This is a genomic window from Amycolatopsis sp. YIM 10 (assembly GCF_009429145.1).
Taxonomy (GTDB): domain Bacteria; phylum Actinomycetota; class Actinomycetes; order Mycobacteriales; family Pseudonocardiaceae; genus Amycolatopsis.
Genome location: NZ_CP045480.1, coordinates 6356180 through 6381032, shown reverse-complemented (window position 1 = coordinate 6381032; position 24853 = coordinate 6356180). Strand labels below are relative to the sequence as shown.

The following is a 24853-nucleotide window of genomic DNA, read 5'->3' as shown; positions in this document are numbered from 1 at the left end:
CCGTCATTGGATGGCGTGCGGGCGAGCTGATGGTCCGAGAATCGGGCCCATGCGTGTTCGGCGTTTCGCTTCCATTTCCGCCGGTGCCGCCACCGCGGTTTGTGTGGTGGCGGCGGTGGTGGTCGCCCCCGGCGCGATCGCGGCGCCGTTGCCCGGCGGGCTCGGGCCCTGCGTCGGGGACGCCTGTCCAGGCAAATACCCGCCGGTGAACAACGATTCCTTCGCCGGGCGCGACAACGGGATCAATGTCTATGTCGGCGGCGGTTTCCAGGTGCGCGGATCGGCGGCGGAGGCCGAGGGCCGGGTGGTCGTGCTCGGGGACTTCGACCAGGCGAAGGCGGCCGGAGTGTCCTCTGTGTACAACGTCGGCATCGCCGGGGTGGGGTCCAGGGTGCCGCCGCCGGGCGGCGCGGACTTCCTGACCACCGGCGGCGGGGTGCGCGTCGCCGCGGGCCAGCGGCTGCTCGCCGACGGCGGTGTGGTCCGGCACGCGGGCACGCTGACCGGGACCGTCACCGGCCGGCTGGAGTCGGACCCGGACGCGGCCAAGCCCCATCTCGGCCTGCGTGCCTCACTGGCGGCGGCCAGCCGGTGCTACGCGCACGCGGAACCCGATCCGCGGCCCGCGACCGGCACCGCGCGCAACCAGGGTTACCGCACGCTGTTCACCGGCGACGGGCAGTCGGCGCTGCAGGTGTTCACTGTGGACTTCGACCTGACCGGGCCGGGTGGCGGCATGCAGGGCATCGAGTTCACCGGCATCCCGGCCGGGGCGACCGTGCTGGTCAACCTGCTGGGTGCGGCCAGGACGATCAACACCTACACCGGTGATCCCGGTGATCAGGACCCGCTGAACAAGCTGCGGGACCGGCTTCTGTGGAACTTCCCGGACGCGTCGCGGGTGAAGATCGCCGGTGGGGCGCAGTTCCAGGGGAGTGTGCTGGTCGGGAATCCGGACAGCCTCACGACCGTGACCGCGTCCGGCATGAACGGGCGGTTCTTCACCACGGGTTCGCTGCTGCACACCTCGGAAGCGAGCGGCGGGGGAGGCCAGGAGTTCCACGCGTACCCCTTCAACGGCGATCTCCCCGACTGCGACACCGACCCCACCCCGACGACCACAACCACCCCGACCACGACGCCCGACCCGACGACCACCACCGAGCCGACCACGACGGACCCCACCACCACGGAACCGACCACCACGACGGATCCGACGACCACGACGAAGCCGACGACTACGACGGAACCGACGGAACCGACGGAACCGACGACTACGACGACCGAGCCCACCACGACCGAGCCCACCACAACTGGGCCCACCACAACTGGGCCCACCACCACCGGCCCGACCACGACGACCACAACCACCACGACCGAGCCGACCACCGCCACGACCAAGCCGACCACCGAATCGGCTTCCGCCACGAAGTCCAAGAGTTCGCCGACCAAGAAGCCCACCACCGAAACCGCCACGTCGAGCAAGACGCACAAGCCGCTGGCGTCGACCGGCATCGACGTTCGGGCGCCATTGGTGCTCGGGGCGGTCCTGCTGGGGATCGGCATCGTGCTGGTCGCCGTCGCGGTCCGCCGCAAGCGCCACGACTGATCAACCCGCCGGGGCCCGTGCCGGTGACTTGCGCCGGACGGGATGATGATCAGGTGAAGCCACTGGGGGAGTCGGGTCCACGCGAAGTCGGGCCGTACCGGGTGCTGGCGGAGCTGGGCCGCGGCGGGATGGGCCGCGTGCTGCTCGGCAGCGGCCCGGACGGCAGGCTGGTCGCGCTGAAGCTGGTGCACGACCAGTTCGCCGAGGACGACGGGTTCCGGGCGCGGTTCCGCCGCGAGGTGGACGCCTCCCGCGCGGTGTCCGGTGCGTACACCGCGGCCGTGGTCGACGCCGATCCCGACGCGCCCACCCCGTGGCTGGCCTCGGTTTTTGTACCCGGCCCCACACTGCACGAGACGATCGAGGCGAACGGCGCGCTGCCGGAGCAGCCGGTGCTGCGCCTGGCCGCCGGGCTGGCCACCGCGCTGACCCACATCCACCGCGCCGACCTGGTGCACCGCGACCTGAAACCGTCCAATGTGCTGCTCACCGACGACGGCCCCCGGGTGCTCGACTTCGGCATCGTGCGCGCGGTCAAGGGCGACGAGGCGGGCGAGCTGACCCGGACGGGCTGGCTGATCGGCTCACCCGGGTTCATGTCGCCGGAGCAGGCCAAGGGTGAGCCGGTCACCTCGGCCAGCGACGTGTTCTCCCTCGGCTCGGTGCTGGTCGCGGCGTCCCGTGGCAAGGGCCCGTTCCTGGCCGCGGCGACCCTGCAGACGCTGAACAACGTCGTGCTGACCGAGCCCGATCTCGACGGCGTGCCCGAAGGCATCCGGCGCATCGTCCGGCCGTGCCTGGCCAAGGAGCCCGCGGACCGGCCGACCACGGCCGAGCTGCTGGCCTCGATCGGCCCGATCGCGCCGGCCGCCCAGCCGTGGCCCGCCGGGGTGCGGCGGTTGATCGCGGACCGGCAGGCCGAAATCACCGCGCTGCTCGACGGGGCGCCGGACGAAACCACCGTGGTCATCAGGAAGCGCGAGCCCACTTCGACCAAAGTGGAGCCGCCACGAGCACGCCCCTGGCTGCGCGTGGCCGCCGTGGTGGTCGCGGTGGCGCTGGTCGGCTTCCTGGTCTGGACGCTGTGGCCCGAGCGGACGGAACAGGCGGCCGCGCCGCCTCCGCCGCCCCCGCAGATCGCCCAGATCGGCGAGTTCCGCGGTTCCGCCCCGGCGTGGGGCGTCGAGTTCAGCCAGGACGGCCGCGTGCTGGCCACGCTCCACCGGGACCAGACCGTGCAGACGTGGGACGTGGAAAACCGGCGGCAGGCGGGCCAGCTCCTCGGCCCGTTCGGCCAGTACGGCCCGCGCGACGTGGCCTTCAGCCAGGACGGCGGCACGCTGACCACCGCCAGGGTCGACGGCCGGAGCAGCGTCGTGCAGCAGTGGGACATCGCCAGCGGTCACCAGAAGGGCGAGTCCCTTGTGGTGGCGGGCGCCAGCGAGTACAGCGACGTGCTGGCCCCGGCGCTGAGCCAGGACGGCGGTACCGTGGCCGTGCAGTCCGACGACTTCGAGGACTACCGGCTGTGGTTGTGGGACGTGGCCGGCCGTAAGGAGGTCGGCGTGCTCGACACGCCACGGGCCACCACCACCGGCCCGGGGCCGCGGCCGGTGTTCGGCCCGGACGGCCGCACCCTGGTCGACGCCGGCTGGGACAGCGAAGCGAAAATGGCCATCTTGACCGTGTGGGACGCGGCGGGTGCACAGCTCGGCAATCCGATCACCCTGCTCAAGGACGAATTACCCCGCGCACAGGCCTTCAGCCCCGACGGCGCCCTGCTGGTGACCGGGAGTTACACCGGGGACACGGCATGGGTGCGGCTGTGGGACGCCGCCAGCCACAACCAGGTCCGCCAGCCCCTCACCATTCCGGGCGGGCGCGATCTGTGGCAGGTGGCTCTCAGCCCGGACGGGCGCACCCTGGCCACCGTCGACTTCGGCGCCGAAACCAGGTCGTTGCGCCTGTGGCAGGTCGAAACCGGGCAGCAGATCGGCGAAACCATCGACGGCGTCAACGGTGTGGCGTTCAACCCGGACGGCCGCACGCTGGCCACCGCGGGCGAGGACAACGTGGTGCGGTTGTGGACGTTCCCCAGCGCAGGGTGACGTTCGCTGGGTGCGGAACCGTGACGGCGAGCCGAACGTGCGCCGCGTCCACGCGCGGGCGTGAAGGGGGTCCCGTTCTTCAGTGATCGCTGAGGCTGCGGAGGTGCGTGCGCAGCACGGCGTGCATGAGTTCCGGCGTCATCCGGTCCGGCTGGACCACGCCGTCGGTGAGCAGGCCGTCGATGAGGGCGCCGAGCCGTTCCGCCTCTAGATCGAGGTCGAGCCCATCGCGCAGGGAGCCCGACCGGGCTGCGCCGTCGAGTACGCGGCGCATCAACATCCGCATGCCGTCGTAGAGCTTGCGCAGTTGCGGCCGCAGCCGGGGGCTCGTCCGCGCGGCGTCGGCGAAAGCGAGCCAGACCACGGCTTCGGTGTGGCGCTCGTCGTCCGCGGGCAGCAGTTCGGCGAGCAGGTCCTCGACCGCGGTCAGTCGCGCCTCGTGCGTGGGCGCGGACTTGGCCGGGTCCACCTTGGCCAGTACACGAGCCGAGATCCGCTCGATGAACACCTCGAGCGCGAACTCGATCATCTCCTCGCTGCCGGTGAAGTAGTGCCGGACCGACCCCGTGGCGAGCCCGGCCTCCGCGGCGACGTTGCGCAGGGACGCCTGCGGCAGCCCGCGCGCGGCGACCACCCGGAACACCGCTTCGGCCACGGCGGTCCGCCTGCGCTCGGCGTCGACGATCTTCGGCACGGTTGCCTTTGTAGCACACCCTTGCTAATTTAAATGGCACACCTGAGCTAAAAAACGCATGAGGGGGACGTCTTGCCTGGTTGGCTGACCGTCGTACTGGTGGTCGCGGGAATCGGCTACACCATCGCCCGGCGCGCGATCGGGGAGCCGCTCGCCGCGCGCGACCTGTTCGCCACGCCGGTGATCCTGGTGGCACTCGGGGTGCACCGGATTGCCGAGCACGGGCACCTCGCCGTCGCGGACTGGTTCTGGCTCGCCTGCACCACCGCGGTGGGCCTCGCCTTCGGGGTCCTGCGCGGTACGACGGTGCGGTTGCTGGTCAAGGACGGCGTGCTCTGGCAGCGCTACCCCGCGAAGGCGTACCTGGTCTGGGTGCTGTCTCTCGCCGGGAACGGCGCGCTCGGTTTCCTGGCGCTGTCCGCCGGGATGGCGGGCGACCTCCGTTCGATGCCGTTGTCCATCGGGATCGGCCTGCTGGGGGAGGCGCTGGCGGTCGGTGCGCGGGGCCTGGCTGCCGGAGTGCCGTTCGCGCCCAGCGGCACCGGCCATCCCGGGCTCCGGTTCGACCGCGCTTCACGTCCGGCCGAACTGCCCGGCGCGCCGACTCGCACCAGGCAGAGCCGTTGGTGACCCTGTCCGGTGGGCCGCGCTGATCCCGCGCCTACCATCGACGCGTGGCAGAGCCCGCCGAACCCCGGCCAGAAGACTTCCTGTCCTTTGTGGAGGTCGCGCTCGACCGGACCCAGGAACGGCTGCCCGGCACCGACCGGGCGGCGATGGCCATGGTGCTGCTGACCCACCGCGTGGCGAACGCGCTCGTCTACGACCTCGAGTCGACCGTGCACCGCCCGGCCGGGTGGAGCTGGTCGGCCTTCCGGCTGCTGTTCACGCTGTGGGTCTCCGGGCCGCAGGAACCCAGCCGTGCCGCGGAACTGACCGGGATGAGCCGGGCCGCGGTGTCCAGTCTCGCCAAGACCCTCACCGCCTCCGGGCTGCTCGATCGCGTGCCCGGTGAGCGGGACCGGCGGGCCGTGCAGCTCGCCCTCACCGAGGCGGGACGGGAGCGGCTGGAGGAGACCTTCCGCCGGCACAACCATCGCGAAACCTCCTGGGCCGGGCTGCTCGAACCGGACGAGCTGGAGGCGCTCAACCGCATCCTGACCAAGCTCGCCACGGCCGCGCACACCGAGGACTGGGTCAACCTGCGCTTCTGAGGTTGTGACCCGGCTCACTCTGGTCTCCGTGGTCCCGGTCACGTACGTTCCCGAGTAATCAAACATTTGATTACCTGTCGGGAAGGAAAACCATGGCCAAGCCGTTCGCTTCCGCCGCCGACACCGCCGCCAAGGAGCAGACCCTCGAGGTGCTCGCCGACGGCGTCTACGCCCTCACCGCCCAGGGCGATCCGAACATCGGCGCGATCGAGGGCGAGGACTTCCTAGTCTGCTTCGAAGCGCTGGCCACGCCCGTCGCCGCGCGCAAGTGGCTGGCGAAACTGCGCGAGCACACCGACAAGCCCGTGCGCTACCTCGTGCTTTCGCACTACCACGCGGTGCGCGTGCTGGGCGCCAGCGCCTTCGACGCGGAGACGATCGTCGCGCACGAGACCACCGCGGCGCTGATCGCCGAGCGCGGAAAACAGGACTGGGAAAGCGAATTCGCCCGGATGCCGAGGCTGGCCGAAGCCGCCGACTCGGTGCCCGGCCTCACCTGGCCCACGCTCACCTTCGCCGACCGCCTCACCATCGACCTCGGTGGCGACCGAGGCGAGCTGGTGCTGCAGTGGCACGGGCGCGGGCACACCGAGGGCGACATCACCGCGTGGTTGCCGCGGCGGAAGATCCTGTTCGCCGGTGACCTCGTGGAGGCCGAAGCCGCGCTGTACACCGGCGACGCCTTCCACCGCGAATGGGCCACCGGCACGCTGGACGCGGTGAAGGCGCTCGGCGCGGAGCAGTTGGTCGGCGGACGCGGCGCGGTCACCCGGGGCCGGGAGGCCGTCGACGCCGCGATCGAGCAGACCCGCGGGTTCCTGGAGGTGATGATCCGCGAAGTCGGTGCCGTGCAAGAGCGCGGTGGCACGCTCAAGGAAGCCTTCGACGCCACCCACGCGGCGCTGGTGGACGACTACGGCCACTGGCCCATCTTCGAGCACTGCCTGCCGTTCGACGTCTCGCGCCTCTGGGACGAGCTGTCGGGCATCGAGCGCCCGGTCATCTGGACCGCGGAACGGGACCGCGAGGTGTGGGCGCAACTGCAGGGCTGAGGCGGCGAACGAGGCGAAGGGAGATCCCCGTGTCCGAACCGTGGCCGCTGGAACCGGTTCTCGTGCTCGGCGCGGGCCCGGTCGGCCAGACCACCGCCCTGCTGCTCGCGCGATGGGGTGTGCCGTCGATCCTGCTCGACCGGCGCCCGGCCCGCGATCCGGTCGGCTCCAAGGCGATCTGCCAGCAGCGCGACGTGCTCGACATCTGGGAGGCGGTCGGCGCGGGCCACCGGATCGCCGCCGAAGGCCTCACCTGGACCACCGCCCGCACCTTCCACGGTGAAACCGAGCTGTTCAGCTATTCCTTCGCCGAATCCGGCGCGCCGGTGTTCCCGCCGTTCGTGAACCTGTCGCAGGCCCGCACCGAGGAGATCCTCGACGAGCGGATCGCCGCCGAGCCGCTGGTGGACCTGCGCTGGGACCACGAGGTCACCGGGATCACCCAGGACACGACCGGGGTGACGGTGCGAGCCGGGGACCGGGAGCTGCGCGGGTCCTACCTGGTGGTGTGCGCCGGGGCGCGCTGCGAGGAACTGCGCCGCCAACTCGGGGTGCGCTTCGACGGGCAGTCCTTCGACGACCGGTTCCTGATCTGCGACATCCGCGCCGACCTGCCCGGCTGGGCCGGCGAACGGCGGTTCTACTTCGACCCCGCGTGGAACCCCGGCCGCCAGGTGCTCATCCACCCGTGCCCCGGCTCGGTCTTCCGCATCGATTGGCAGGTCCCGGCGGACTACGACCTCGACGCCGAGGTGGCCTCCGGCGCGCTGGACACCCGGATCCGGCGGATCATCGGCGATCGCGACCACAGAATCGTCTGGAAATCGGTCTACCGCTTCCACTCCAGGGTGGCCGACCGGATGCGCCGCGGCCGCGTGCTGCTCGCCGGGGACGCGGCGCACCTGGTCTCGCCGTTCGGGGCGCGCGGCCTGAACTCCGGGGTCGGTGACGCGGAGAACGCGGCGTGGAAGATCGCCTACGCCGGGCGTGGCTGGGCCCCGGAAGAACTGCTGGAGACCTACCACGACGAACGGCACGCGGCGGCGCGCGAGAACATCGAGGTCACCACGGCGACCATGGATTTCCTGGTACCGCCCGACGAAGCACTGGCGCGGCGGCGGAACGAGGTCCTCGCGCGGGCGGCCACCGACCCGGTCGCGCGGGCGAGCGTCGACTCCGGGCGACTGGCCGAGCCGTTCTGGTACGTCGATTCCCCGTTGACCACAACAGATCCGCGTCGCCCGTTCGCCGGACGACCACCACGCGGCCAGGTACCGCCCGCCGGGCCGGGCGTGTTGCTGCCGGACGCGCCCGTGGTCGTGCCCGGTATCGGGCCGACGCGCTCGCGCGCGCTCGCACGGGACGGCTTCCTGGTGCTGACCACGATCGGGGTCAGTGCCCCGGTCCGCGTGCTCAGGCTCGACGAGATCGACCCGGACGGCGCGCTGACGACCGCGCTCGGCGCCCGGCCGGGGGAGATGTGGCTGGTCCGGCCGGACGCGCACGTCGCCGCGGTGCTCACCGATCCGGCGGACCTCGGGGCGGCGCTGGACCGCGCCGTCGGCCGATACAGTGGACCCGTGTTCAGGACGGAGCCGGTATGAGCAGTCGAATCCCCGCTGTGGTAAGGAATCTGTGCGACGACGCCGCGGTGTTCCCACCCGGCCTGGCCCCGCTGCCGGACGCGGTCCGGGCCTATCGCGACCGCGCCGGTGCCTGGTACGAGGACCTGGTCGGCCCGCTCGTGCTCGCGGCGAAGGCGCTCCCGGAACTCGGCGCGCTGCTGCCGGACGACGGCACGCGGCTGCCCCTGTCGCTGACCCTGCCGGACGGCCCCGCCGGGCTGCCCGGCGCGCTGGCCGAGGTGGCGGCACTCCCGGTCGAGCTGCGGTCGATCGAGGTCGCGGTGCCGGCGGAGATGGCGAGCGCCGAGTTCCTGACCCAGCTCGACGGAGCCCCCGAGGTGGACGTCTACGTCGAGGTGCCGCGTGACGAACGCCGCCGGGAGATCCTCGACGGAATCGCGGGCCGGTACCGCGCCAAGTTCCGGACCGGCGGGGTGCGGGCGGAGATGTACCCGGACGAAGCCGAGCTGGCCGCCGCGGTCGCCGCCGTGGTCGCGGCGGGCATCCCGTTCAAGGCGACCGCCGGGCTGCACCACGCGATCCGCAACACCGATCCGGAGACCGGATTCGAGCAGCACGGCTTCCTCAACCTCCTGCTCGCCACGGACAGCCTGCTCACCGGCGGGACCACCGAGCACGCCGCCGCCCTGCTGGCCGACCGCGACGGCGCGAAGATCGCCGGTACGCTCGCTGCGCTCGGACCGGAGCGCACCGCGGCGGTCCGGGCGGCGTTCACCTCGTTCGGCACCTGCAGCATCACCGACCCGCTCACCGAACTGGTGGAGCTGGGCCTGGTCACCGCGCCGCGACCCGGCGCCGGTACGGAAGGGACAACCGCATGACCGTCATCGAGATCCCGCACGGCTCGCCGTTCGGCCGCGACAACCTGCCGTACGGGGTGTTCTCCCGTCCCGGCGAAGCGGCACGGACCGGGGTCCGGCTCGGTGATTCCGTGGTGGACCTCGCGATCCTGCTCGGCGACGAGGTGTTCGCGGCTCCCACGCTCAACCCGTTCCTCGCGCAGGGCCGCGCCCGCTGGGACGAGGTGCGTGCCCGGATCGGTGAGCTGCTGACCGGTGACGTCCCCGACGAGGCCGTCCACCCGGTCGGCGAGGTACGGCTGCACCTGCCGTTCGAAGTCGCGGACTACGTGGACTTCTACGCCTCCGAGCACCACGCGTCGAACCTCGGCAGGCTGTTCCGGCCGGACTCCGAGCCGCTGATGCCGAACTGGAAGCACCTGCCCGTCGGTTACCACGGGCGCGCCGGGACCGTGGTGGTCTCCGGGACCGACATCGTGCGGCCGTGCGGGCAGCGCAAGGCGCCCGACGAGACCGCGCCGACGTACGGGCCGAGCCGTCGGCTGGACATCGAGGCCGAACTCGGTTTTGTGGTGGGCACTCCTTCGCCGCTGGGCGCGCGCGTCGGCGTGGACGAGTTCGCCGACCACGTCTTCGGCGCGGTGCTGGTCAACGACTGGTCCGCCCGCGACCTGCAGGCCTGGGAGTACGTGCCGCTCGGCCCGCACCTCGGCAAGAGCTTCGCCACCTCGGTCTCGCCGTGGGTGGTCCCGATGGCCGCGCTCGAAGCCGCCCGCGTCCCGCTGCCCGGCCAGGACCCGGAGCCGCTGCCGTACCTGCGCGGGGCGGACTGGGGCCTGGACATCGACCTGGCCGTGGTGTGGAACGGCGAGACCGTCGCCCGGCCGCCCTACCGCGAGATGTACTGGTCGCCCGCGCAGATGCTGGCGCACCTGACCGTCAACGGCGCCTCGGCGCGCACCGGAGACCTGTTCGCCTCCGGCACCATCTCCGGTCCGGAGAAGGAGCAGCGCGGTGCGTTCATCGAACTCACCTGGGGTGGGCGTGAGCCGGTCATGGTCAAGGGGGAGGAGCGCACCTTCCTGGTCGACGGTGACGAGGTGACCATCACCGCCACCGCCCCGGGTGCCGGCGGCGGCCGGATCGGCTTCGGTGAGGTCACCGGCACCATCCGCCCGGCCGTGGAGGGCTGAGCACGACCGGAACCGGCCTCAGCGGGTTTCCAGGTCGCGGATGAGGGCCTGGCACTTGCGGTCCGCGGCCAGGTAGCTGTCGGCGAAGACGTTGAGCACGCCCCGCAGCAGGGCCCACGGCTGCCACGCGGCGGGCGCGAGCGTGCGCCCGGCGCGCCGGGCGATGGCGTCGGCGAGTACGAGTGCCGCCTGTTCGGCGGTGATCCGCCGTCGCAGTGCCTTGGGCAGGCGGGCTTCCAGCGCACGTCCCAGCGGGTCATCGTCCAAAGTGGTCCGGGCGAGCTGCGTGTCGACCACGCCGAAGTAGGCGACGCCGACGCTCACGCCGTGTGCGGCGAGTTCGAGGCGCAGCGCGCGCCCAAGCTGCTCGGCGCCCGCCTTGCTGATCATGTACGCCGCCCCGCCGGGGCCGGGGGTGAACGCCGCCGCGGACGAGATCACCACGATGTGCCCGCGCCGGGTGATCACGTCCCCGATCGCGGGCCGGATCGAGTTGAACACCCCGGTGACGTTGATGTCGAGCACGCGGTCGAACTCGGCTTCGTCGATCTGCCGCAGCGTCGCCGGTGGCGGGGTCACGCCCGCGTTGGCCACGACCACGTCGAGTCCGTGCGCGCGCTGGGAAAGCTCACGCACCGCGGCGGCCGTGCCCATGCGGTCGCGGACGTCCGCGGCGGCGGTGTGCACGCGGGAACCGAGGGCCGCGGCGGCCTTGGCGAGTGCGTCGGCGTCCCGGTCCAGCAGCGCGACGACGGCGCCGCGATCGTGCAGTTCGTGCGCCAGCGCCAAGCCGATCCCGGCGGCACCGCCGGTGATCAGCACGGCCTTGCCGGTGACGTCGAAGCTCCGCCCGCCGGGCAGCGGCAGGCCGAGGTCGCGCAGGGTCGATGCGACCGCGTTCATCGGCGGATCTCCTTTCCCACCCGGGAAGCCAGCCCGTCGGCCCAGCCGCCGGTGACCCGGTGCAGCAGGAATCGGGACGAGGACAGCACCGGCACCAGCCACGGCGCGGCGTCCACCGCGAAGGTCCAGCACAGCCGCGTCCGGTCCGCGTCGGGGATCAGGGTGAGGTCCTCGGCGAAGCGGCGGAAGCCCGGCCGGCTCGCGGCTTCGGCGCTGAACGTCATCCGCTCGTTCTCGTCCCAGCGGTAGAACCGCTCGCGCAGCGCGGCCACGCCGCCGACGGTGACCGTCCTGGTGGTCCCGACGCCGAACGGCCGCGGTGAGGTCCACTCCGCCCCGGTGATCAGCTTCGACCACGACACGAGCGCGTCGTCCGCCGAGAGCACCTGCCACACGCGCTCGGCGGGCGCGGGGACGTCGACCACGTGCCGGATGAGGAACCGGGCGGTCCGGAAGGTGTTGTCGTCGCTCTCGGCGAGCGGGTACCACCGCGCCACGGTGTCGCCTTTCTGTCGGTTCACAGGTCGATGACCAGCGAAGGTGAGGTCGATCGGGACACGCAGACGAGCATCGAGCCGTCACGCTCGCCTTCGGTCAGCGTCCGGTCGCGGTGGTCCACCTCGCCGCCGAGCACCCGCACCTTGCAGGTTCCGCAGAATCCCTGCTGGCACGAGTACGCGACACCGGGCAGTTCACGCCGGATCGCGGCCAGCGCGCTCTCGTCGGCGCCCACCCGAACTGTCGCACCGCTGCGCGCCAGTCGCACGTCGAACGGCTCACCGCCGGTCACCGGCAGCGGGCTGAACCGTTCGGTGTGCAGCGAAGCGGCCGGATTGATCTCACGCAGCAGTCCGCGTGCGCCTTCGCCGAGTGCCGGAGGCCCGCACAGGTACACGGCCGCGCCGGGCTCGGCGAGCGGGAGGATCGTGATGATGTCGGGCAAGCCGAACTCGTCGTCGGGCCGGATGTCGACGTCACCCAAGGCGCCCAGTTCGTCGAGGAACGGCATGCTCTCGCGCGACCGTCCCAAGTAGACCAACCGCCACGGCGCGCCGCGGCGCCGGCACGACCGCACCATCGGCAGGATCGGCGTGATTCCGATGCCGCCCGCGACGAACAGGTACGAATCGGCGTCTACCAGCGGGAACGCGTTGCGCGGACCGCGTACGCGCACCTTGCCTTGTTCCAGTTCGTGGATCTCGCGAGACCCTTCGCCGATCCGCCGGACGGCGATCCGATAGGTCCGCCGGTCGGCGGGGTCGCCGCAGAGCGAGTACTGGCGCTGCCTGCCCGAGGGCAGGAACAGGTCGAGGTGTGCCCCGGGGATCCACGACGGCAGGTCGGCGCCGGACGGATCGGCCAGCGTCAGGCTGACCACGTCGTCGGCCTCCCGCACCACCCGCTCGATCGCCAGGTCGAGGTCGAAACCGGTGTGGCGCACCGGATTCGGGCGCGACAGCAGGGGAGCGACGCGGCTGGTGGCGAACACGCGCCGGTACCCGCTGCCCACTGCCGCGATCAGCCGCAGCGTCCGTGACGGGGTGAAGGCGGTCATCAGCGGGCGTGATTGGCGGCCGGGGACTGGGCGAGGTAACGCACCGCCTTGTCCATGCTGCCCAGCTGGGACGGGTGGAACCGCGGCCGCAGGTACTTCGGGATCTCGGTGACGAAGATCGTCGCGTTCGGGATCACCTTGCGCCGGGTCGCGCCGACCAGCTGCCACAGCCAGAATCGGCCCTTGTCGGGCGTCGGGTCCTTGCGGTACAGCTGGGCCGCCGTGGTCAGGAACAACACGGCGAGGGTGAAACTGGCCAGCAGCGCCGTGCGCACGCGTCGCGCGTAACTGCCGTCGACGTGCATGAACGCGTCGAAGGCGACGTTGCGGTGCTCGACTTCTTCCGCGCCGTGCCAGCGGATCAGGTCGAGCATCGTCGGGTGCATGCCGAGGCGTTCCAGCTGGTCGGCGTTGAGCAGCCATTCGCCGACGACGGCGGTGTAGTGCTCCATCGCGGCGAACAGGCCCAGCCGCTCGCACAACCACGCGTGCCCGGCCTTCCCGGTCAGGCCGCGGTTCCCGAGCACCTTGTCCACCAGCCATTCCATCTTGCGCGCCATCGGCTCGACGTCGAGCCCGAGCTCGGCCAGGTGGTCCCTGGCGCCCTCGTGCGACGCGGCGTGCGTGGCCTCCTGGCCGATGAACCCGACCACCTCCTCGCGCAGCCGCGGATCGGTGATCAGCGGCAGCGCCTCGGCGAGCGTGTTCGACATCGCGCGCTCGCCTTCGGGCAGCACCAGGTGCATCACGTTGATCACGTGCGTGGCCATCGGCTCACCGGGGATGTAGTGCATCGGCACGCCGTCCCAGGAGAAGTGCACGTCGCGCGCGGCGATCGCGTGCGCCTGCCCGGTGTAGCGCCGCGCGCCGCGCGGGTCGACCACCGGATTCCGGCCGAATCCCAGTTTCATGCGATCCTCGCTCCCTGCTCGGTGCGGTGGTAGTCGGCCAGGTCCACGGCCGCGGTGCGGCGCCGGAACTGGCGGTTGAACCCGGGGTAGAAGACGAAGTTGCGCCCGGAGTCGTCGAGGTAGTAGCTGCGGCAGCCACCGGTGTTCCATACCGAATCCCGCAGGCCGCGGTCCACCTCGCGCACCCACGAGTCCTGCGCCGTCTCGCGGACTTCCAAAGTGGACAGACCGTGCCGGTCCAGTGCGCGCAGGCAGCTGAGCACGTAGGCGACCTGCGCCTCGATGGTGACCACCTGCGAGGTGTAGACCACCGAATTCGGTCCCAGCAACAGGAAGAAGTTCGGGAAGCCGGCCACCGTGGTGCCGAGGTAGGCACGCGGGCTGCCGTTCCAGGCCTCGCCGAGCGTGCGCCCGCCCCGGCCGCGGATCCGGTCGAAGCCCGGATGGTCGGTCATCCGGAACCCGGTGCCGAAGACGATCGTGTCGACCTCGTGCTGGACGCCGTCGGCGGTGACGATGCCGGACGGCCGTACCTCGCGGATGGCCTCGGTGACCACTTCCGCGTTCGGCTGGGCCAGTGCGGGGTAGTAGGCGTTGGAGAACGTCGGCCGCTTGCAGCCGAACGCGTAGGACGGGGTGAGCTTGGCGCGCAGCAAGGGATCGCGTACCTGTCGGCGCAGGTGCGCGCGGCTGATGAGTTCCATTCCCTTGAGCAGCGCGGGCTGGCGCACCAGCCCGGGGACGAGTGCTTCCTGCGCCAGGTCGAGTCCGGTCCTGGCGAGGCGCTGGACCGCGGGGAACCGCTCGAACAGCCGCCCGGTCATCGGGCGGTCCGGATGCGGCATGATCCAGGTCGGCGTGCGCTGGAAGACGGTCAGTGTCCGGGCCACCGGCTGCAGGCGCGGCACGATCTGCACGGCCGAAGCGCCGGTGCCGATCACCGCGATCCGCCTGCCGGTCAGCTGGTGCTTGTGGTTCCAGGTGGACGAGTGGAAAGCGGTGCCGTCGAAGGTGTCCAGGCCGGGTAGGTCCGGTGTGGACGGTTCGCTGAACGGCCCGATCGCGCCCACCAGCACGTCGGCCTCGAAGTCACCGCGATCGGTCCGCACGCGCCAGAACCGGGCCGCTTCGTCCCAGCTCGCGTCCAGCACCTCGTGCCGCAGCCGCAGGTGCGGCACGATCCCGAACTCCTCGGCGCAGCGCCGCAGGTAGTCGTGGATCTCGGGCTGCAACGGGTAGAGCCGGGTCCAGCGCGGGTTCGGCGCGAAGGAGAACGAGTACAGGATGGACGGGATGTCGCACTGCGCGCCCGGGTAGTCGTTGACCTGCCAGGTGCCACCCACCTCGGCGGCGCGCTCCAGCACCACGAAGTCGTCGACCCCGGAGCGCTTCAGCGCGATCGCGGTGCCGAGACCGCCGAACCCGGCGCCCACGATGGCGACTCGAACCCTGGACATGGCCTGACGGTAGAAGCTGACATCAGACAATGTCAACATTGGCCGATGTCAGCTTTGCGGAGGCAAACCGAATGAGTGTTCGCCGGGAAAGATCAGGAGCGCGCTTGGGCGATCTGCTCGATCACCCGCACGGCGTGCCGCACGAAGCGCTCACGATCGACCGGCACGCGATCGTTCAACCAGGCCTGGTACAGCCAGGCCAGCGCGCCGAACACGGCCTGCGCGTTGAGTTCGACGTCCTGCTCGTCGGCCTCTTCCCCGGCCAGTGCCGGACTGCGCAGGCCGAGCGCGATGGTCGCGGTGAACTCCTCGACCAGCTGCGTGCCCCGGCTGGCCAGCTCCGGCGCGGCCAGCGACTCGAAGAAGAGCACCCGGCCCCGGCGCGGATCGGCGGTGACGAACTCGGTGAACGCGGCGACCGTGTGGCGGACCAGGCCGGGGCTGTCCGGTGGAGACTGTTCCAGCGCCTCCACCAGGACGTCCCTCGCCTGCCTCGCCACCATTTCCAGCACGGCGGTCAGCAGTTCCTCCCGGCCGCGGAAACTCTCGTAGAAGTACCGCTCGGTCAGCTTGGCCTCGCGGCAGACGCCCCGCATGGTCACCGCTGCCACGCCTTGCGTGCCCATGATCGAGAAGCACGCGTCGAGCAGCTGGTCCCGGCGCCGCGCCTGCCGCTCCTCGGCGGCCACGCCACGCCAGGGGCGGTGCACCCCGCTCTCGGGGACGGGATTGGCGGCCATGCCCCCATCCTGCCAGGCCCCGCCGCGAGGGCAGCCTCACCTCACGCCGGGTCGGCGAGAATTCCGTTCACCCAGCTGCCCGGGCGGGTGGCGCCGTCCTGGCGCAGGACCGGCAGGTCGGCGGGCCAGTCGAGAACGAACGGCGTGGTCGAGCCCGGCGGAATGGTTTCCACGTGGCTCGGCGTCCAGCCGGGGTCGTCGCTCTCGCCCGGGGCCAGCACGGTGATGCTCGCGGTCGCCGTCCGGCCGGGCGCCACCTCGTTGACCGGCGCGCCGTTGTCGATGCGCGGCAGGTGGTAGACGGTGCCCATGGCGTGCTCCGGTCCGAGCAGGTCGACCCCCGGCACGCCGTACAGACCGCAGTTCCGCTCGGAGATGTTGGTGTAGACCAGCGGGACCTCGTACTGGCCCGCGGCGTCGCCCACCTGCTCCGGGGTGCCCAGCTCGAGCGACAGGTCGTCGGTGGTGCACCGCGGTGTGTCCTCCCGCGCGCTGACCGGCTGAGCCGCGCCGCCGCCCCCGGCGGCCACCGCGCCCGAGCCCGCGTTGGCCTGCTGCTGCGGCTGGCCGGCCGCGGTCGAGGCCGAGCCGGACGAACCGCAGGCCGCGAGCACGAACACCCCCGCCACCGCCGAGGTACCGAGCGCGATCCGCTTCATGCCGAACATGGCTTTCTCCCTGTGGTTGGCCTTTGACAGTCCACTTGCGACGGTGTCGCCGGTGGACTCTCCCCGTGTCTGCTTGCCTTACGTAGAGAGGATGTTCGGCATGGGGGTGGCGATGCGTGGATGTGGGATTGGTCCCCCGGAAGCAACCCCGCGCATCGCCGCACGTCAGGAAGAACGGATGCCGGGTGCGCCGCTCCTATGATGAGCGCGGCCTCCCCGCCCCGTCTTCGGTTGGCGAAGCTGGGCAAATGACCGACGAGGAGATTGTGGCGAACGCACACGAGCGCTGGTTGTTCGGCTGGGACCGCGAACCCGGCGCGGCACCGTTCGACTTCCAGGCCGTGCAGGGCGAGTTCTACGACTGGCAGGCCGACGACCTGCTGCTCTACGACAGCGCCGACCCCGGGCACCGCGTGGCGCGCAGCGCGCGGGAGTACCGGTCGTGGTGGGAACCGGTCTTCACCGGACTGGCCGCCGCCGAGCACGAACTGGCCGACGGCCCGCACGTGCTGGTGTCCGGCGACCTGGCCGCGTCGAGGCTGATCTTCCTGGCCGGGCTGGTGGCGGCCGACGGGACCGAAACCCGCCTGCGGGCCACGAGTTCCCTGGTCTGGCGGCGCACCCGCGACGGCTGGCGGATCGCCTGGGACCACACGTCCTCGGTCAGTGAGCCGGTTTGACGTAGCGGGTCACGACCCGCCGGAGCAGGTCCGGCGCGAACCGGCGGGTGCGCCAGATCTGCCGGGTGCCGAAGCCGGGAAAGACAAAAAGCGGCGCGTCCGGATCGGCGATGGCGCGGTCGATCGCGTCCAGCACGTCGGCCGGGTCGGCGCCGGTGCGCTTGCCGAGCACCCCGGGGTCGGCGGCGCGCACGCCGTCGGCCAGCGGGGTTTCCACGTGGTCGGGACAGGCGCACAGCAACCGCACACCGGTTCCCGCGGTTTCCATCGCGAGCACCTCGCAGTAGGCGTGCACCGCGCCCTTCGACGCCGAGTAGGCCGCGAGCCGCGGTGAAGGCAGCCAGCCGGCGAGCGAACCGAACACCACGACGGTGCCGCCGCCCGCCTCGATCATCGGCGGCACCGTCGCGCGGGTCAGGTGCACCGTGCCGAGGTAGTTCGTCTCGTGGACCCGCCGCAGTTCGGCCGCGGGCTGCTCCAGCGCCCGGCCGATCCGGCACAGTCCGGCCGCGTGCACGACAAGATCGATCGGGCCGAGGTCGGCCGTCGCCGCGGCGACCGCGTCCCGCACGGCGGCCTCGTCGGTGACGTCACAGGGATACGTGCGCATGGCGGGTGATCGCCAGGCCGTGGCGTCGAGGTTGCCGGCGTCGACGTCGAGTGCGGCCACCGGACGGCCGGCCGCGGCCAGGCGCAGTGCGGCCAGCCTGCCCAGCCCACTGGCCGCGCCGGTCACCAGTGCGGTCACCGCACGACCTCGGCTTCTCCGAAGGTCATCCGCATCCGCCCGATGGCGCTGGTGAACAGCGCCCGCCGGGGCAGCCCGATCCGGCGCAGCTCGTCGGCGATCGGGTGATCCCCGAGCCGCACCTCGGCGCCACCGGTGCGGGCGCGCACGCCGCTCGCGCGCAGTTCCCACGGGGTGCGGCGGAGCGTGCCGTCCAGGCAGGTGTAGGCGTCGATCGAGGTGGCCGCGGCGCCGCTGGGCACCGGGACGCCGGGCTTGGCCAGCAGGCCGACCACGAACCGCCCGTCCACCCGCACCGCGCAGTTCCTGGTGAGCCCGGACAGGCCGAGATCGATGTCGGCCATCTCCTTCGGGAAGCCCCAGATGGTGCGGCCGGCTTCGAGGGTGAAGGCCTGGTTGACCGGCAGCCAGTGGATGAACGCGCCGACCCCGCGGCCGGTGGGGGAGCGGATCAGGAAGGCGACGCCGAATTCGTGGTACGGCCCCAGGTCCCCGTCCACGTAGCGGACGAAAACCAGCGAGCACAACGCCCGCCCGCGCCGTGGCTCGACCGGTTCCACCCCCGCGTACTCCAGGATCGAGCGGACGGCGGGGGCGTGCACGGCGAAGTTCGCCGCGCAGGCGGTGGCGTCACGGACCCGTACCGGCATCGCGACGCGCTGACCCAGGACCACATGTCCACTATGGACGTTCATTTGGCCTCCTGTAGGTGCCTGCGGAGGAAAAGAAGCTGGTGCTTGACCGCTTGCGCGAACCAGGGGTTGCCGGGGAACACGTCGAAGTGGTCGCAGGGATAGCGCCGCACTTCGGCGCGGGCGGCCACGGCCGCCTTGGCGGCGGCGTGCGGCGGGCTCATCCGGTCGAGGTCGGCGATCTGGACGAGCAGCGGGCTGCGCACCCCGCGTGCCTGCCGCGCGGGCCGGTACCGGGTGATCTCGAACATCGCACGCGGATCGATTTCGTTGCGCCAGCTCGGTCCCGCCATCGCGGTGTAGGCCTCGACCTGGCCGGGCAGCGACAGGACCGCACCGGAACCCGGCGGCCCGACCAGCCGCACGGGCCGGCCCCTGGCCGCCGTGAGCGCCGACCGCGCCAGCACCCCGGACCGGTGGTGCCCGGCCGCGTGCCGGGCGGCGGCGAGACCGTCGACCATCGGCACGAGCGAGACGGCCGCGGCCACCGCCGGATCGCGGGCCGCGGTGACCAGGACGTGCCCACCGGCCAGGGAAGCACCCCACAGCACGATGCGCGCGGGATCCACGCCGTCGAGTCCGCGAGCGGCGGCGACCGCCGCACGGTAGTCGGCGAGCTGGCGGGCGATCGACACGGATTGCCGTGGCACACCACCGCTTTCGCCGAAGCCGCGGTAGTCGAAGGCGAGCACGTCGAGCCCGGCGGCGGCGAACTCACCGGCGAAGGCGTCGAGACCGCAGTCGCGGGTCGCGCCGAAACCGTGGGCCATGACCACGCAGGGCACGCCCCGCCCGGTGCGCAGGTCGTCGCATTCGGCCCGGAACCGGCTTGCCGCGCAGGTGGCGCCGTCGACCGCGAAGGTGACGGTCATGGGCAGCTGCCGTAGATCGTCCGCAACCACACCGTGACCAGCGTGTCCATCAGTGCGCCGGTCGGTACCGAGGTGCCGCGGGAAAGCCGTTCCAGTGCCCGGTCGTTGAGTTCGAGCAGGACGGTGGCGAGCAGCGCGGCGTCGGGCCCGTCCGGCGCGTTGCCGGCCGCGCGTTCCTGCTCGATCATCTTCGCCACCTGGGGCACGAACGATTCCCTGTCCCGGTCCCAGAGTTCACGCACCGTCCGGTCGGCGTCGCGGGCGTCCAGCATGGCGCGGAAGACGTGGCGGTGCTTGCTCCAGGCGTCGAAGAGACCGGCCGTGGTGCGGCGGATCCGCTCCTCGGGCGTGCCCTCCGCCGACACCAGCGCGGTGCCCGCGGTGAACGCCTCCTGGTACATCTCGTCGCACAGCGCGGCGACCGCGATCGCCTTGTTCTCGAAGTAGAAGTAGAACGCCGAGCGGGTGACCTCGGCGCGCTGCGCGATGTCGCGCACGTTGATCGCGGCGAAGGTGTCCTCGCGCAGCAGTTCGTCGAGTGCCCCGAGCAGGGCCTTCCGGCGCTGGTCACCCCGGTTGGGGCCGCGGCGGTCCAGTACTTCCCTGGCGGTCACGCCGACCTTCCTCTCGCCAGCCCCGCCGGCAGTTCCCGGGTCCGGATGTCGTGTTCGTAGATGAAGTAGTCGACCTGCTGCGTGTGGCGTGGCCGGTCGGAGAAGTGCGCGACGAACCGCTGTTCGTCCTCGGCGAGGATCCGCCACATCTCCGGTTCGTCGGGGAGCCGGTAGATCCCGGCGAGCCACGCCGCGAGCAGCCGCGCCTGGCATTCGACGAACGGGAACAGCGTCGGTGTCGCCTGCGCGAAGCCGACGAACGCGAGATCGTCCAGTCCCGGCTTGAACATCCTCTTGTAGAGCGGGAACCGGTTGTCCGGCGCGCTGAGGAACTCCTGGTCGAAGAACGGGAAGGTGATGTTGTACCCGGTCGCGTGGATGATCACGTCGAACTCGGCGGAGGTGCCGTCGGTGAAGTGCACGCGGGTGCCGTCGAGGCGGCTGATGTCGGGTTTCGCGGTGACGTCGCCGGAGCCGAACCGCAGCGGGAGTTCCTGCGACTGGGTGGGGTGCGCCTCCAGGAAGTGGTGGTTCGGGGTGGGCAGGCCGAACTTCTCCGGACGACCGGTGAGCAGGCGCGGGCCGTTGCGTGCCAGCCGCCGCTGCCAGGACAGCGGCAGGTGCGGACTGGTGGCGATGAGCCGGTCGGCGGGCACGCCCGCGATGTACTTCGGCACGATCCACGCGCCGGATCGGGTCGAGAGCACCACGGTGTTGCCGAGCGCGCGCTGGGAGAGTTCGACGGTGATGTCGGCGGCGCTGTTGCCGATGCCGACCACGAGCACCCGTTTTCCCTTGATCCTTATGGGATCTTCGGGGTCGATGTAATAGTGCGAATGCAGGACTTCGCCGGTGAACTCCCCGGGGAACTCGGGTGAGCGCGGGTCCCAGTGGTGACCGTTCGCGACGACGAGCGCGTCGAAGTGGCGCGTCCGGCCGTCGCCGGTGCGGATCTCCCAGCCGCCGCCCGGCAGTCGTTCGGCGTGCTCCACCGGCGTCTCGAAGTGGATGTTCTCCTTGAGCGAGAAGGCTTCCGCGTAGCTCTCCAGGTATTCCTTGATCTGCGAGTGGTGCGGGAAGTCGGGGAAGTGCTCCGGGATCGGAAAGTCCATGAAGGACAGACGGGTCTTCGAGGAGTCGATGTGCAGCGAGCGGTACGCGCTGGAATGACCGTTCGGATTGCCGAAGGCCCAGTTGCCGCCGATCCGGTCGGAGGATTCGAAGCACTCGTACGGCACGCCGTAGTCCGACAGCATCTTCCCGGCGCAGAGCCCGCTCAGTCCCGCCCCGATCAGGCAAGTCCGCCGCGTGGTCATGCCCGGCTACGCTACGAGTCAATTTGACGCGTGTCAAATGCCCTGAACGCCTGTCGACATCGGCCCGCCGGGCGGCTAGCGTTGCGCTGCATGAACCGCAACGGCGCTGACCTGCAGCAAGCCGTCGCCGCGCTGACCGGGCCCGGTGGCGAGTTCGAGATCGCCGAGCAGGACGTGCTCGGGGCGAGAGTGCCGGTGTTCACGCGGCGGGAGCCGAACCTGGGCGCGCTGCTGGCCGCGGCGCCCGCACCGGGCGACCGCGAGTACCTGGTCACCGCGCGCCGCAGGCTGACCTACGCCGAGCACGCCGAGCTGAGCGGCGCGTTCGCCGGGGTGCTGGCGCGGGAGTACGGCGTCGGCAGGGGTGACCGGGTCGCCGTGCTGGCCGCGAACTGTCCGGAGTGGATAGTCGCATTCTGGGCGACGGCACGGATCGGGGCCGTGTGCGCCGCCTTCAACGCGTGGTGGACAACACCGGAGATCTCGTATGCGCTCGGCCACGCCCGGCCCGCCGTGCTGGTCGTCGACGCGGAACGGGCCGCGAAACTGCCGCCGGATCTCGATATTCCGGTGCTGCGCCTGGAAACCGACCTGCCGTCGCGGGGAGAAGCGCCGCCGGAGGCGGCGGTCGACGAGGACGATCCGGCCGCCATCGTCTACACCAGCGGGACGTCCGGAAAGCCCAAGGGGGTCACGCATTCGCACCGGAACATGGTGGCCACGGCGATCTACCACCGGCTGATGAAGGCGATGTCGGCGGCGATGGACCCGCGCCAGGCGGAGCCGGGGCGGTGGCTGCTGAGCCTGCCGTTGTTCCACATCGCGAGCCTGCACAACCTGGCGGTGCCGCGGCTGGCCACCGGGGAGACGGTCGTGCTGACCGAGGGCGCCTTCGACGCGCGCGGCATGCTGGAGCTGGTGTCGCGGGAGCGGGTGACCAACTGGACCGTGGTGCCGACGATGGCGAGCCGGCTGGCGGCGGTCGACGTCGGCAGCTACGACCTGTCGGCGCTGAAGGCGTTCGGACTCGCGTCGGCGCCGTCGTCGCCGGGGTTGCAGGCCAGGCTGCGCGAGCTGATCCCGGCGGCGCGGCTGAGCCTGGTCACCAGCTACGGCCTGACCGAGTCCTGCACCGGGGCGACGGTCACCAACCCGGCCGCGCTGGCGGCGCACCCGGGGACCTCGGGTTCGCCGATCCCGACCGTTTCGGTGCAGGTGCGCGATGATGCCGGTGCGGTGGTGCCGGACGGGGTGGAGGGGGAGATCTGGCTGCGCAGCCAGTACAACATGGTCGGCTACTGGGGCGACAAAGCGGCGACGGAGGCGGTCTTCGACGCCGACCGCTGGATGCGCACCGGGGACATCGGCTGCCTGCGGGAAGGTCTGCTCTACCTGACCACCCGCCGCAGCGACCTGATCCTGCGAGGCGGCGAAAACGTCTACCCGCTGGAGGTCGAACGCTGTCTGGATGACCACGAGGCCGTGGTGGAGTCGGCTGTCGTCGGCTTGACGCACGCGGATCTGGGACAGGAGGTAGGGGCCATCGTCGTGGCCACTTCCCCCATCTCGCCGGACGCCCTGCGAACCTATGCGGCGGAGCGGCTGGCGTACTACAAGGTCCCGTCGCGCTGGCACGTGATGAGCACACCGCTGCCGCGCAACGCCACGGGCAAGGTGAGCCGCGCCGCTTTGGCCGCGTACTTCGAGGAAGTCGACGCGTGAAGTATGAGACGGCCGCGGCGGAGTTCGGCCTAGCATGGCGTAATGCGGCGCGTTGAGCGTGTGGTGGGGGCAGTCGTCGGGTCGGTTGTGGGGGACGCGTTGGGGGCACCGTTCGAGTTCGGGGCCGCGGGCGAGTTGTCCCGGGCGGGACCGGCCGCGAGATGCGTGGTGGTAACGGCTGGGAACCCGGCGAGGCCACCGACGACACCCAGATGGCCGTGCACCTGGCCCAGTCCCTGCTTGAGCGTGGGCACCTCGACCCGCCCGACATCTTTGACCGGTTCCGGAGGTGGGCCGCCGGCTCACCCAAGGACATCGGGCTGCAGACGCAAGCTGTGCTGACCAGCGGCGATCCGTGGAATCTCGCCGCCACACTCCACTTCCAGACTTACCGCCGGGCCGCTGGGAACGGGGCCTTGATGCGCGCCACCACCTCCGCGGTCTACTTCGCCGGGCAGGGGCGCGCGGCCACGATGGCCGCCGCGCGGCGGATTTCCGCGCTCACCCACGGGGACGCCGCGGCATGGGAAGGCACGGCGATCTTCCACGAACTGCTGCGCCTTGCCCTCACCGGCGAGGACCCGCTCCCGCACCTTCCCGACATCCTGACCGCGGTCGACTCACGCCACCGCCCCCGCTACGCCACGGTCCTGGCCCCCGGCCGGCAACCCGAGACGCCCAACGGCGCGGTCTGGCCGTGCCTGGGTTCCGCGGTCTGGGCGGTGCGCACCACCTCGACTTTCGACGCCGCCCTGCGCGCGGCCGTCGACCTCGGCGACGACACCGACACCGTCGCGGCCGTGACCGGCGCGCTGGCCGGCGCTATCCACGGCCGGGCGGCGATTCCGGCCGAATGGACGGAGAACCTGCACGTCCCCCTGCCCGGCACCGACCAGACCCTGTACCTGGCCGACCTCGTCGAACTCGCGGAACGCCTCGACCGGGCTAACCCGGCAGACCGCTGATCTCCCACAGCGCCAACGCCTTGTCCGCGAACGCGCCACCCTCCTCGGTACACCCCTCCAGCAACACGGCCAGTGGTTCCGGGAAGCCGAACGGTTCGAGGCAAAGGTTCAGCGGCCGCCAGTCGCCGGTGGAGATGTCCTGATTGGCCGTGGTGCCGCCGAAGTGCGTGGTCAGCAGGTACCGCGAACCACTGCGGCGCAGATTCCCGATCGCCCGGCGGATGTCGGCGTGGCTCAGGTGGACCAGGCAGTCGCGGCACAGCACGGCGTCCGCCCGCGGCAGCTCGTCCGCGGTCAGATCCAGCACCCGGAACTCCCGATCCCGCCCATAACGCTCGGTGTTCCGCGCGATCAGCTCGTCGACGATGTCGGCGCCGATGTACCGTTCGACACCCAGCTCGACCTCGCTCAGCCAGCCGAAATCCCCGCACGGCAGGTCGAGCAGCGTCCGCACCCCGAACCGGGCCAGCAGTTCCGGCAGCCCGGCACGCAATCCCGCGGTCTGATCGGCTTCGGAACCGGGTCCGGAGACCGATTCCGAAGCCCACAGGTTCGACCGGAAGATGTAGGTGAAGCGCTGCTGGTTGCCCATGCGCTCCAGTTCCTCGGCGTGCCGCCGGAAGTTGCGCTGCGCCACCGTGATCGGCCTGTCGTCCATATCGCCACGGTACCGACGCCGCCAACCGCATCGCCG

At 71.4% G+C, this 24853-nt stretch carries 24 protein-coding genes and 1 pseudogene; 11 read left to right on the top strand and 14 right to left on the bottom strand.

The window, feature by feature from the left end; all coding sequences use genetic code 11:
* Positions 1 to 49 precede the first annotated feature (49 nt).
* Complete coding sequence (locus YIM_RS30090) at positions 50 to 1609, top strand: choice-of-anchor A family protein (protein ID WP_153033545.1); 1560 nt, start codon at positions 50 to 52, stop codon at positions 1607 to 1609.
* 53 nt (positions 1610 to 1662) lie between these two features.
* Complete coding sequence (locus tag YIM_RS30085; protein WP_153033544.1) at positions 1663 to 3717, top strand: WD40 repeat domain-containing serine/threonine protein kinase; 2055 nt, start codon at positions 1663 to 1665, stop codon at positions 3715 to 3717.
* Between the two features lie 79 nt (positions 3718 to 3796).
* On the opposite strand, the gene YIM_RS30080 is transcribed toward YIM_RS30085, so the two are convergent.
* A complete protein-coding gene (locus tag YIM_RS30080) occupies positions 3797 to 4411 on the bottom strand; it encodes a TetR/AcrR family transcriptional regulator (protein WP_153033543.1) in 615 nt (204 codons plus the stop codon).
* Between the two features lie 72 nt (positions 4412 to 4483).
* On the opposite strand from YIM_RS30080, the gene YIM_RS30075 reads away from it, so the two are divergent.
* From YIM_RS30075 to fahA, 6 genes are all read left to right on the top strand, one after another.
* Positions 4484 to 5041, top strand: a complete 558-nt coding sequence (locus YIM_RS30075) for a DUF1453 domain-containing protein (protein WP_194239795.1) — start codon at positions 4484 to 4486, stop codon at positions 5039 to 5041.
* Positions 5042 to 5085: 44 nt separating this feature from the next.
* A complete protein-coding gene (locus tag YIM_RS30070) occupies positions 5086 to 5625 on the top strand; it encodes a MarR family winged helix-turn-helix transcriptional regulator (protein ID WP_153033542.1) in 540 nt (179 codons plus the stop codon).
* A 92-nt stretch (positions 5626 to 5717) separates the two neighbouring features.
* On the top strand, positions 5718 to 6677 hold the full coding sequence (locus YIM_RS30065; protein WP_153033541.1) for an MBL fold metallo-hydrolase: 960 nt from the start codon (positions 5718 to 5720) through the stop codon (positions 6675 to 6677).
* Positions 6678 to 6706: 29 nt separating this feature from the next.
* Positions 6707 to 8281, top strand: a complete 1575-nt coding sequence (locus tag YIM_RS30060) for an FAD-dependent monooxygenase (RefSeq protein WP_228004096.1) — start codon at positions 6707 to 6709, stop codon at positions 8279 to 8281.
* Entirely contained in the window at positions 8278 to 9144 is an 867-nt protein-coding gene (locus YIM_RS30055; RefSeq protein WP_153033540.1) for a hypothetical protein, read from the top strand. Before YIM_RS30060 ends, YIM_RS30055 begins: the two co-directional genes overlap by 4 nt.
* On the top strand, positions 9141 to 10316 hold the full coding sequence (gene fahA / locus YIM_RS30050) for a fumarylacetoacetase (protein ID WP_153033539.1): 1176 nt from the start codon (positions 9141 to 9143) through the stop codon (positions 10314 to 10316). Before YIM_RS30055 ends, fahA begins: the two co-directional genes overlap by 4 nt.
* 18 nt (positions 10317 to 10334) lie before the next feature.
* On the opposite strand, the gene YIM_RS30045 is transcribed toward fahA, so the two are convergent.
* The 7 genes from YIM_RS30045 to YIM_RS30015 all read right to left on the bottom strand — a co-directional run bounded on the left by YIM_RS30045 (position 10335) and on the right by YIM_RS30015 (position 16550).
* The gene (locus tag YIM_RS30045) at positions 10335 to 11219 is read right to left on the bottom strand and encodes a short-chain dehydrogenase/reductase (protein WP_153033538.1); all 885 of its coding nucleotides are present in this window, start codon (positions 11217 to 11219) and stop codon (positions 10335 to 10337) included.
* On the bottom strand, positions 11216 to 11740 hold the full coding sequence (locus tag YIM_RS30040; RefSeq protein WP_228004095.1) for an SRPBCC family protein: 525 nt from the start codon (positions 11738 to 11740) through the stop codon (positions 11216 to 11218). The genes YIM_RS30045 and YIM_RS30040 overlap by 4 nt, the downstream gene beginning before the upstream one ends.
* Complete coding sequence (locus tag YIM_RS30035; protein WP_153033537.1) at positions 11737 to 12774, bottom strand: PDR/VanB family oxidoreductase; 1038 nt, start codon at positions 12772 to 12774, stop codon at positions 11737 to 11739. Before YIM_RS30035 ends, YIM_RS30040 begins: the two co-directional genes overlap by 4 nt.
* A complete protein-coding gene (locus tag YIM_RS30030; RefSeq protein WP_153033536.1) occupies positions 12774 to 13685 on the bottom strand; it encodes a metal-dependent hydrolase in 912 nt (303 codons plus the stop codon). The genes YIM_RS30035 and YIM_RS30030 overlap by 1 nt, the downstream gene beginning before the upstream one ends.
* Positions 13682 to 15142 (bottom strand): NAD(P)/FAD-dependent oxidoreductase, encoded by a 1461-nt coding sequence (locus YIM_RS30025; protein WP_153033535.1) that lies wholly within the window; start codon positions 15140 to 15142, stop codon positions 13682 to 13684. The genes YIM_RS30030 and YIM_RS30025 overlap by 4 nt, the downstream gene beginning before the upstream one ends.
* Before the next feature lie 92 nt (positions 15143 to 15234).
* A complete protein-coding gene (locus tag YIM_RS30020) occupies positions 15235 to 15882 on the bottom strand; it encodes a TetR/AcrR family transcriptional regulator (protein WP_153033534.1) in 648 nt (215 codons plus the stop codon).
* Positions 15883 to 15923: 41 nt separating this feature from the next.
* The gene (locus tag YIM_RS30015; protein WP_153033533.1) at positions 15924 to 16550 is read right to left on the bottom strand and encodes a DUF4232 domain-containing protein; all 627 of its coding nucleotides are present in this window, start codon (positions 16548 to 16550) and stop codon (positions 15924 to 15926) included.
* A gap of 248 nt (positions 16551 to 16798) precedes the next feature.
* Between YIM_RS30015 and YIM_RS30010 the strand changes: the two genes are divergently transcribed.
* Positions 16799 to 17230: a nuclear transport factor 2 family protein gene (locus YIM_RS30010; protein ID WP_228004094.1), complete on the top strand. Its 432-nt coding sequence runs from the start codon at positions 16799 to 16801 to the stop codon at positions 17228 to 17230.
* Here the strand turns inward: YIM_RS30010 and YIM_RS30005 are convergent.
* From YIM_RS30005 to YIM_RS29985, 5 genes are read right to left on the bottom strand one after another with little or no spacing between them, the layout of a single operon-like run.
* Complete coding sequence (locus YIM_RS30005) at positions 17214 to 17978, bottom strand: SDR family oxidoreductase (RefSeq protein ID WP_153033532.1); 765 nt, start codon at positions 17976 to 17978, stop codon at positions 17214 to 17216. The genes YIM_RS30010 and YIM_RS30005 overlap by 17 nt on opposite strands.
* Positions 17975 to 18673, bottom strand: coding sequence for an acetoacetate decarboxylase family protein (locus tag YIM_RS30000; RefSeq protein ID WP_153033531.1), 699 nt, complete (start codon positions 18671 to 18673; stop codon positions 17975 to 17977). Before YIM_RS30000 ends, YIM_RS30005 begins: the two co-directional genes overlap by 4 nt.
* Positions 18670 to 19542 carry an alpha/beta hydrolase gene (locus YIM_RS29995; RefSeq protein ID WP_153033530.1) on the bottom strand — a complete coding sequence of 291 codons (873 nt, stop codon included), beginning with the start codon at positions 19540 to 19542 and terminating at the stop codon, positions 18670 to 18672. Before YIM_RS29995 ends, YIM_RS30000 begins: the two co-directional genes overlap by 4 nt.
* A complete protein-coding gene (locus YIM_RS29990) occupies positions 19539 to 20156 on the bottom strand; it encodes a TetR/AcrR family transcriptional regulator (protein ID WP_153033529.1) in 618 nt (205 codons plus the stop codon). The genes YIM_RS29995 and YIM_RS29990 overlap by 4 nt, the downstream gene beginning before the upstream one ends.
* Complete coding sequence (locus YIM_RS29985; protein ID WP_153033528.1) at positions 20153 to 21472, bottom strand: NAD(P)/FAD-dependent oxidoreductase; 1320 nt, start codon at positions 21470 to 21472, stop codon at positions 20153 to 20155. The genes YIM_RS29990 and YIM_RS29985 overlap by 4 nt, the downstream gene beginning before the upstream one ends.
* A gap of 90 nt (positions 21473 to 21562) precedes the next feature.
* Between YIM_RS29985 and YIM_RS29980 the strand changes: the two genes are divergently transcribed.
* Both YIM_RS29980 and YIM_RS29975 read left to right on the top strand, forming a co-directional pair.
* Complete coding sequence (locus tag YIM_RS29980; RefSeq protein WP_153033527.1) at positions 21563 to 23194, top strand: class I adenylate-forming enzyme family protein; 1632 nt, start codon at positions 21563 to 21565, stop codon at positions 23192 to 23194.
* Between the two features lie 155 nt (positions 23195 to 23349).
* A pseudogene (locus tag YIM_RS29975) lies at positions 23350 to 24159 on the top strand (ADP-ribosylglycohydrolase family protein); the annotation flags it as partial.
* On the opposite strand, the gene YIM_RS29970 reads toward YIM_RS29975, so the two are convergent.
* Positions 24140 to 24817, bottom strand: a complete 678-nt coding sequence (locus YIM_RS29970; protein WP_153033526.1) for a class I SAM-dependent methyltransferase — start codon at positions 24815 to 24817, stop codon at positions 24140 to 24142. The pseudogene YIM_RS29975 and the gene YIM_RS29970 overlap by 20 nt on opposite strands.
* Positions 24818 to 24853 lie beyond the last annotated feature (36 nt).

Excerpts from the sequence above, each read along its gene's own strand:
- YIM_RS30090 (WP_153033545.1), top strand. The coding sequence starts at position 50 with ATGCGTGTTCGGCGTTTCGCTTCCATTTCCGCCGGTGCCGCCACCGCG.
- YIM_RS30065 (WP_153033541.1), top strand. The coding sequence starts at position 5,718 with ATGGCCAAGCCGTTCGCTTCCGCCGCCGACACCGCCGCCAAGGAGCAG.
- YIM_RS30055 (WP_153033540.1), top strand. The coding sequence starts at position 8,278 with ATGAGCAGTCGAATCCCCGCTGTGGTAAGGAATCTGTGCGACGACGCC.
- fahA (WP_153033539.1), top strand. The coding sequence starts at position 9,141 with ATGACCGTCATCGAGATCCCGCACGGCTCGCCGTTCGGCCGCGACAAC.
- YIM_RS30045 (WP_153033538.1), bottom strand. The coding sequence starts at position 11,219 with ATGAACGCGGTCGCATCGACCCTGCGCGACCTCGGCCTGCCGCTGCCC.
- YIM_RS30035 (WP_153033537.1), bottom strand. The coding sequence starts at position 12,774 with ATGACCGCCTTCACCCCGTCACGGACGCTGCGGCTGATCGCGGCAGTG.
- YIM_RS30030 (WP_153033536.1), bottom strand. The coding sequence starts at position 13,685 with ATGAAACTGGGATTCGGCCGGAATCCGGTGGTCGACCCGCGCGGCGCG.
- YIM_RS30025 (WP_153033535.1), bottom strand. The coding sequence starts at position 15,142 with ATGTCCAGGGTTCGAGTCGCCATCGTGGGCGCCGGGTTCGGCGGTCTC.
- YIM_RS30020 (WP_153033534.1), bottom strand. The coding sequence starts at position 15,882 with ATGGCCGCCAATCCCGTCCCCGAGAGCGGGGTGCACCGCCCCTGGCGT.
- YIM_RS30015 (WP_153033533.1), bottom strand. The coding sequence starts at position 16,550 with ATGTTCGGCATGAAGCGGATCGCGCTCGGTACCTCGGCGGTGGCGGGG.
- YIM_RS30010 (WP_228004094.1), top strand. The coding sequence starts at position 16,799 with ATGACCGACGAGGAGATTGTGGCGAACGCACACGAGCGCTGGTTGTTC.
- YIM_RS30000 (WP_153033531.1), bottom strand. The coding sequence starts at position 18,673 with ATGAACGTCCATAGTGGACATGTGGTCCTGGGTCAGCGCGTCGCGATG.
- YIM_RS29995 (WP_153033530.1), bottom strand. The coding sequence starts at position 19,542 with ATGACCGTCACCTTCGCGGTCGACGGCGCCACCTGCGCGGCAAGCCGG.
- YIM_RS29985 (WP_153033528.1), bottom strand. The coding sequence starts at position 21,472 with ATGACCACGCGGCGGACTTGCCTGATCGGGGCGGGACTGAGCGGGCTC.
- YIM_RS29980 (WP_153033527.1), top strand. The coding sequence starts at position 21,563 with ATGAACCGCAACGGCGCTGACCTGCAGCAAGCCGTCGCCGCGCTGACC.
- YIM_RS29970 (WP_153033526.1), bottom strand. The coding sequence starts at position 24,817 with ATGGACGACAGGCCGATCACGGTGGCGCAGCGCAACTTCCGGCGGCAC.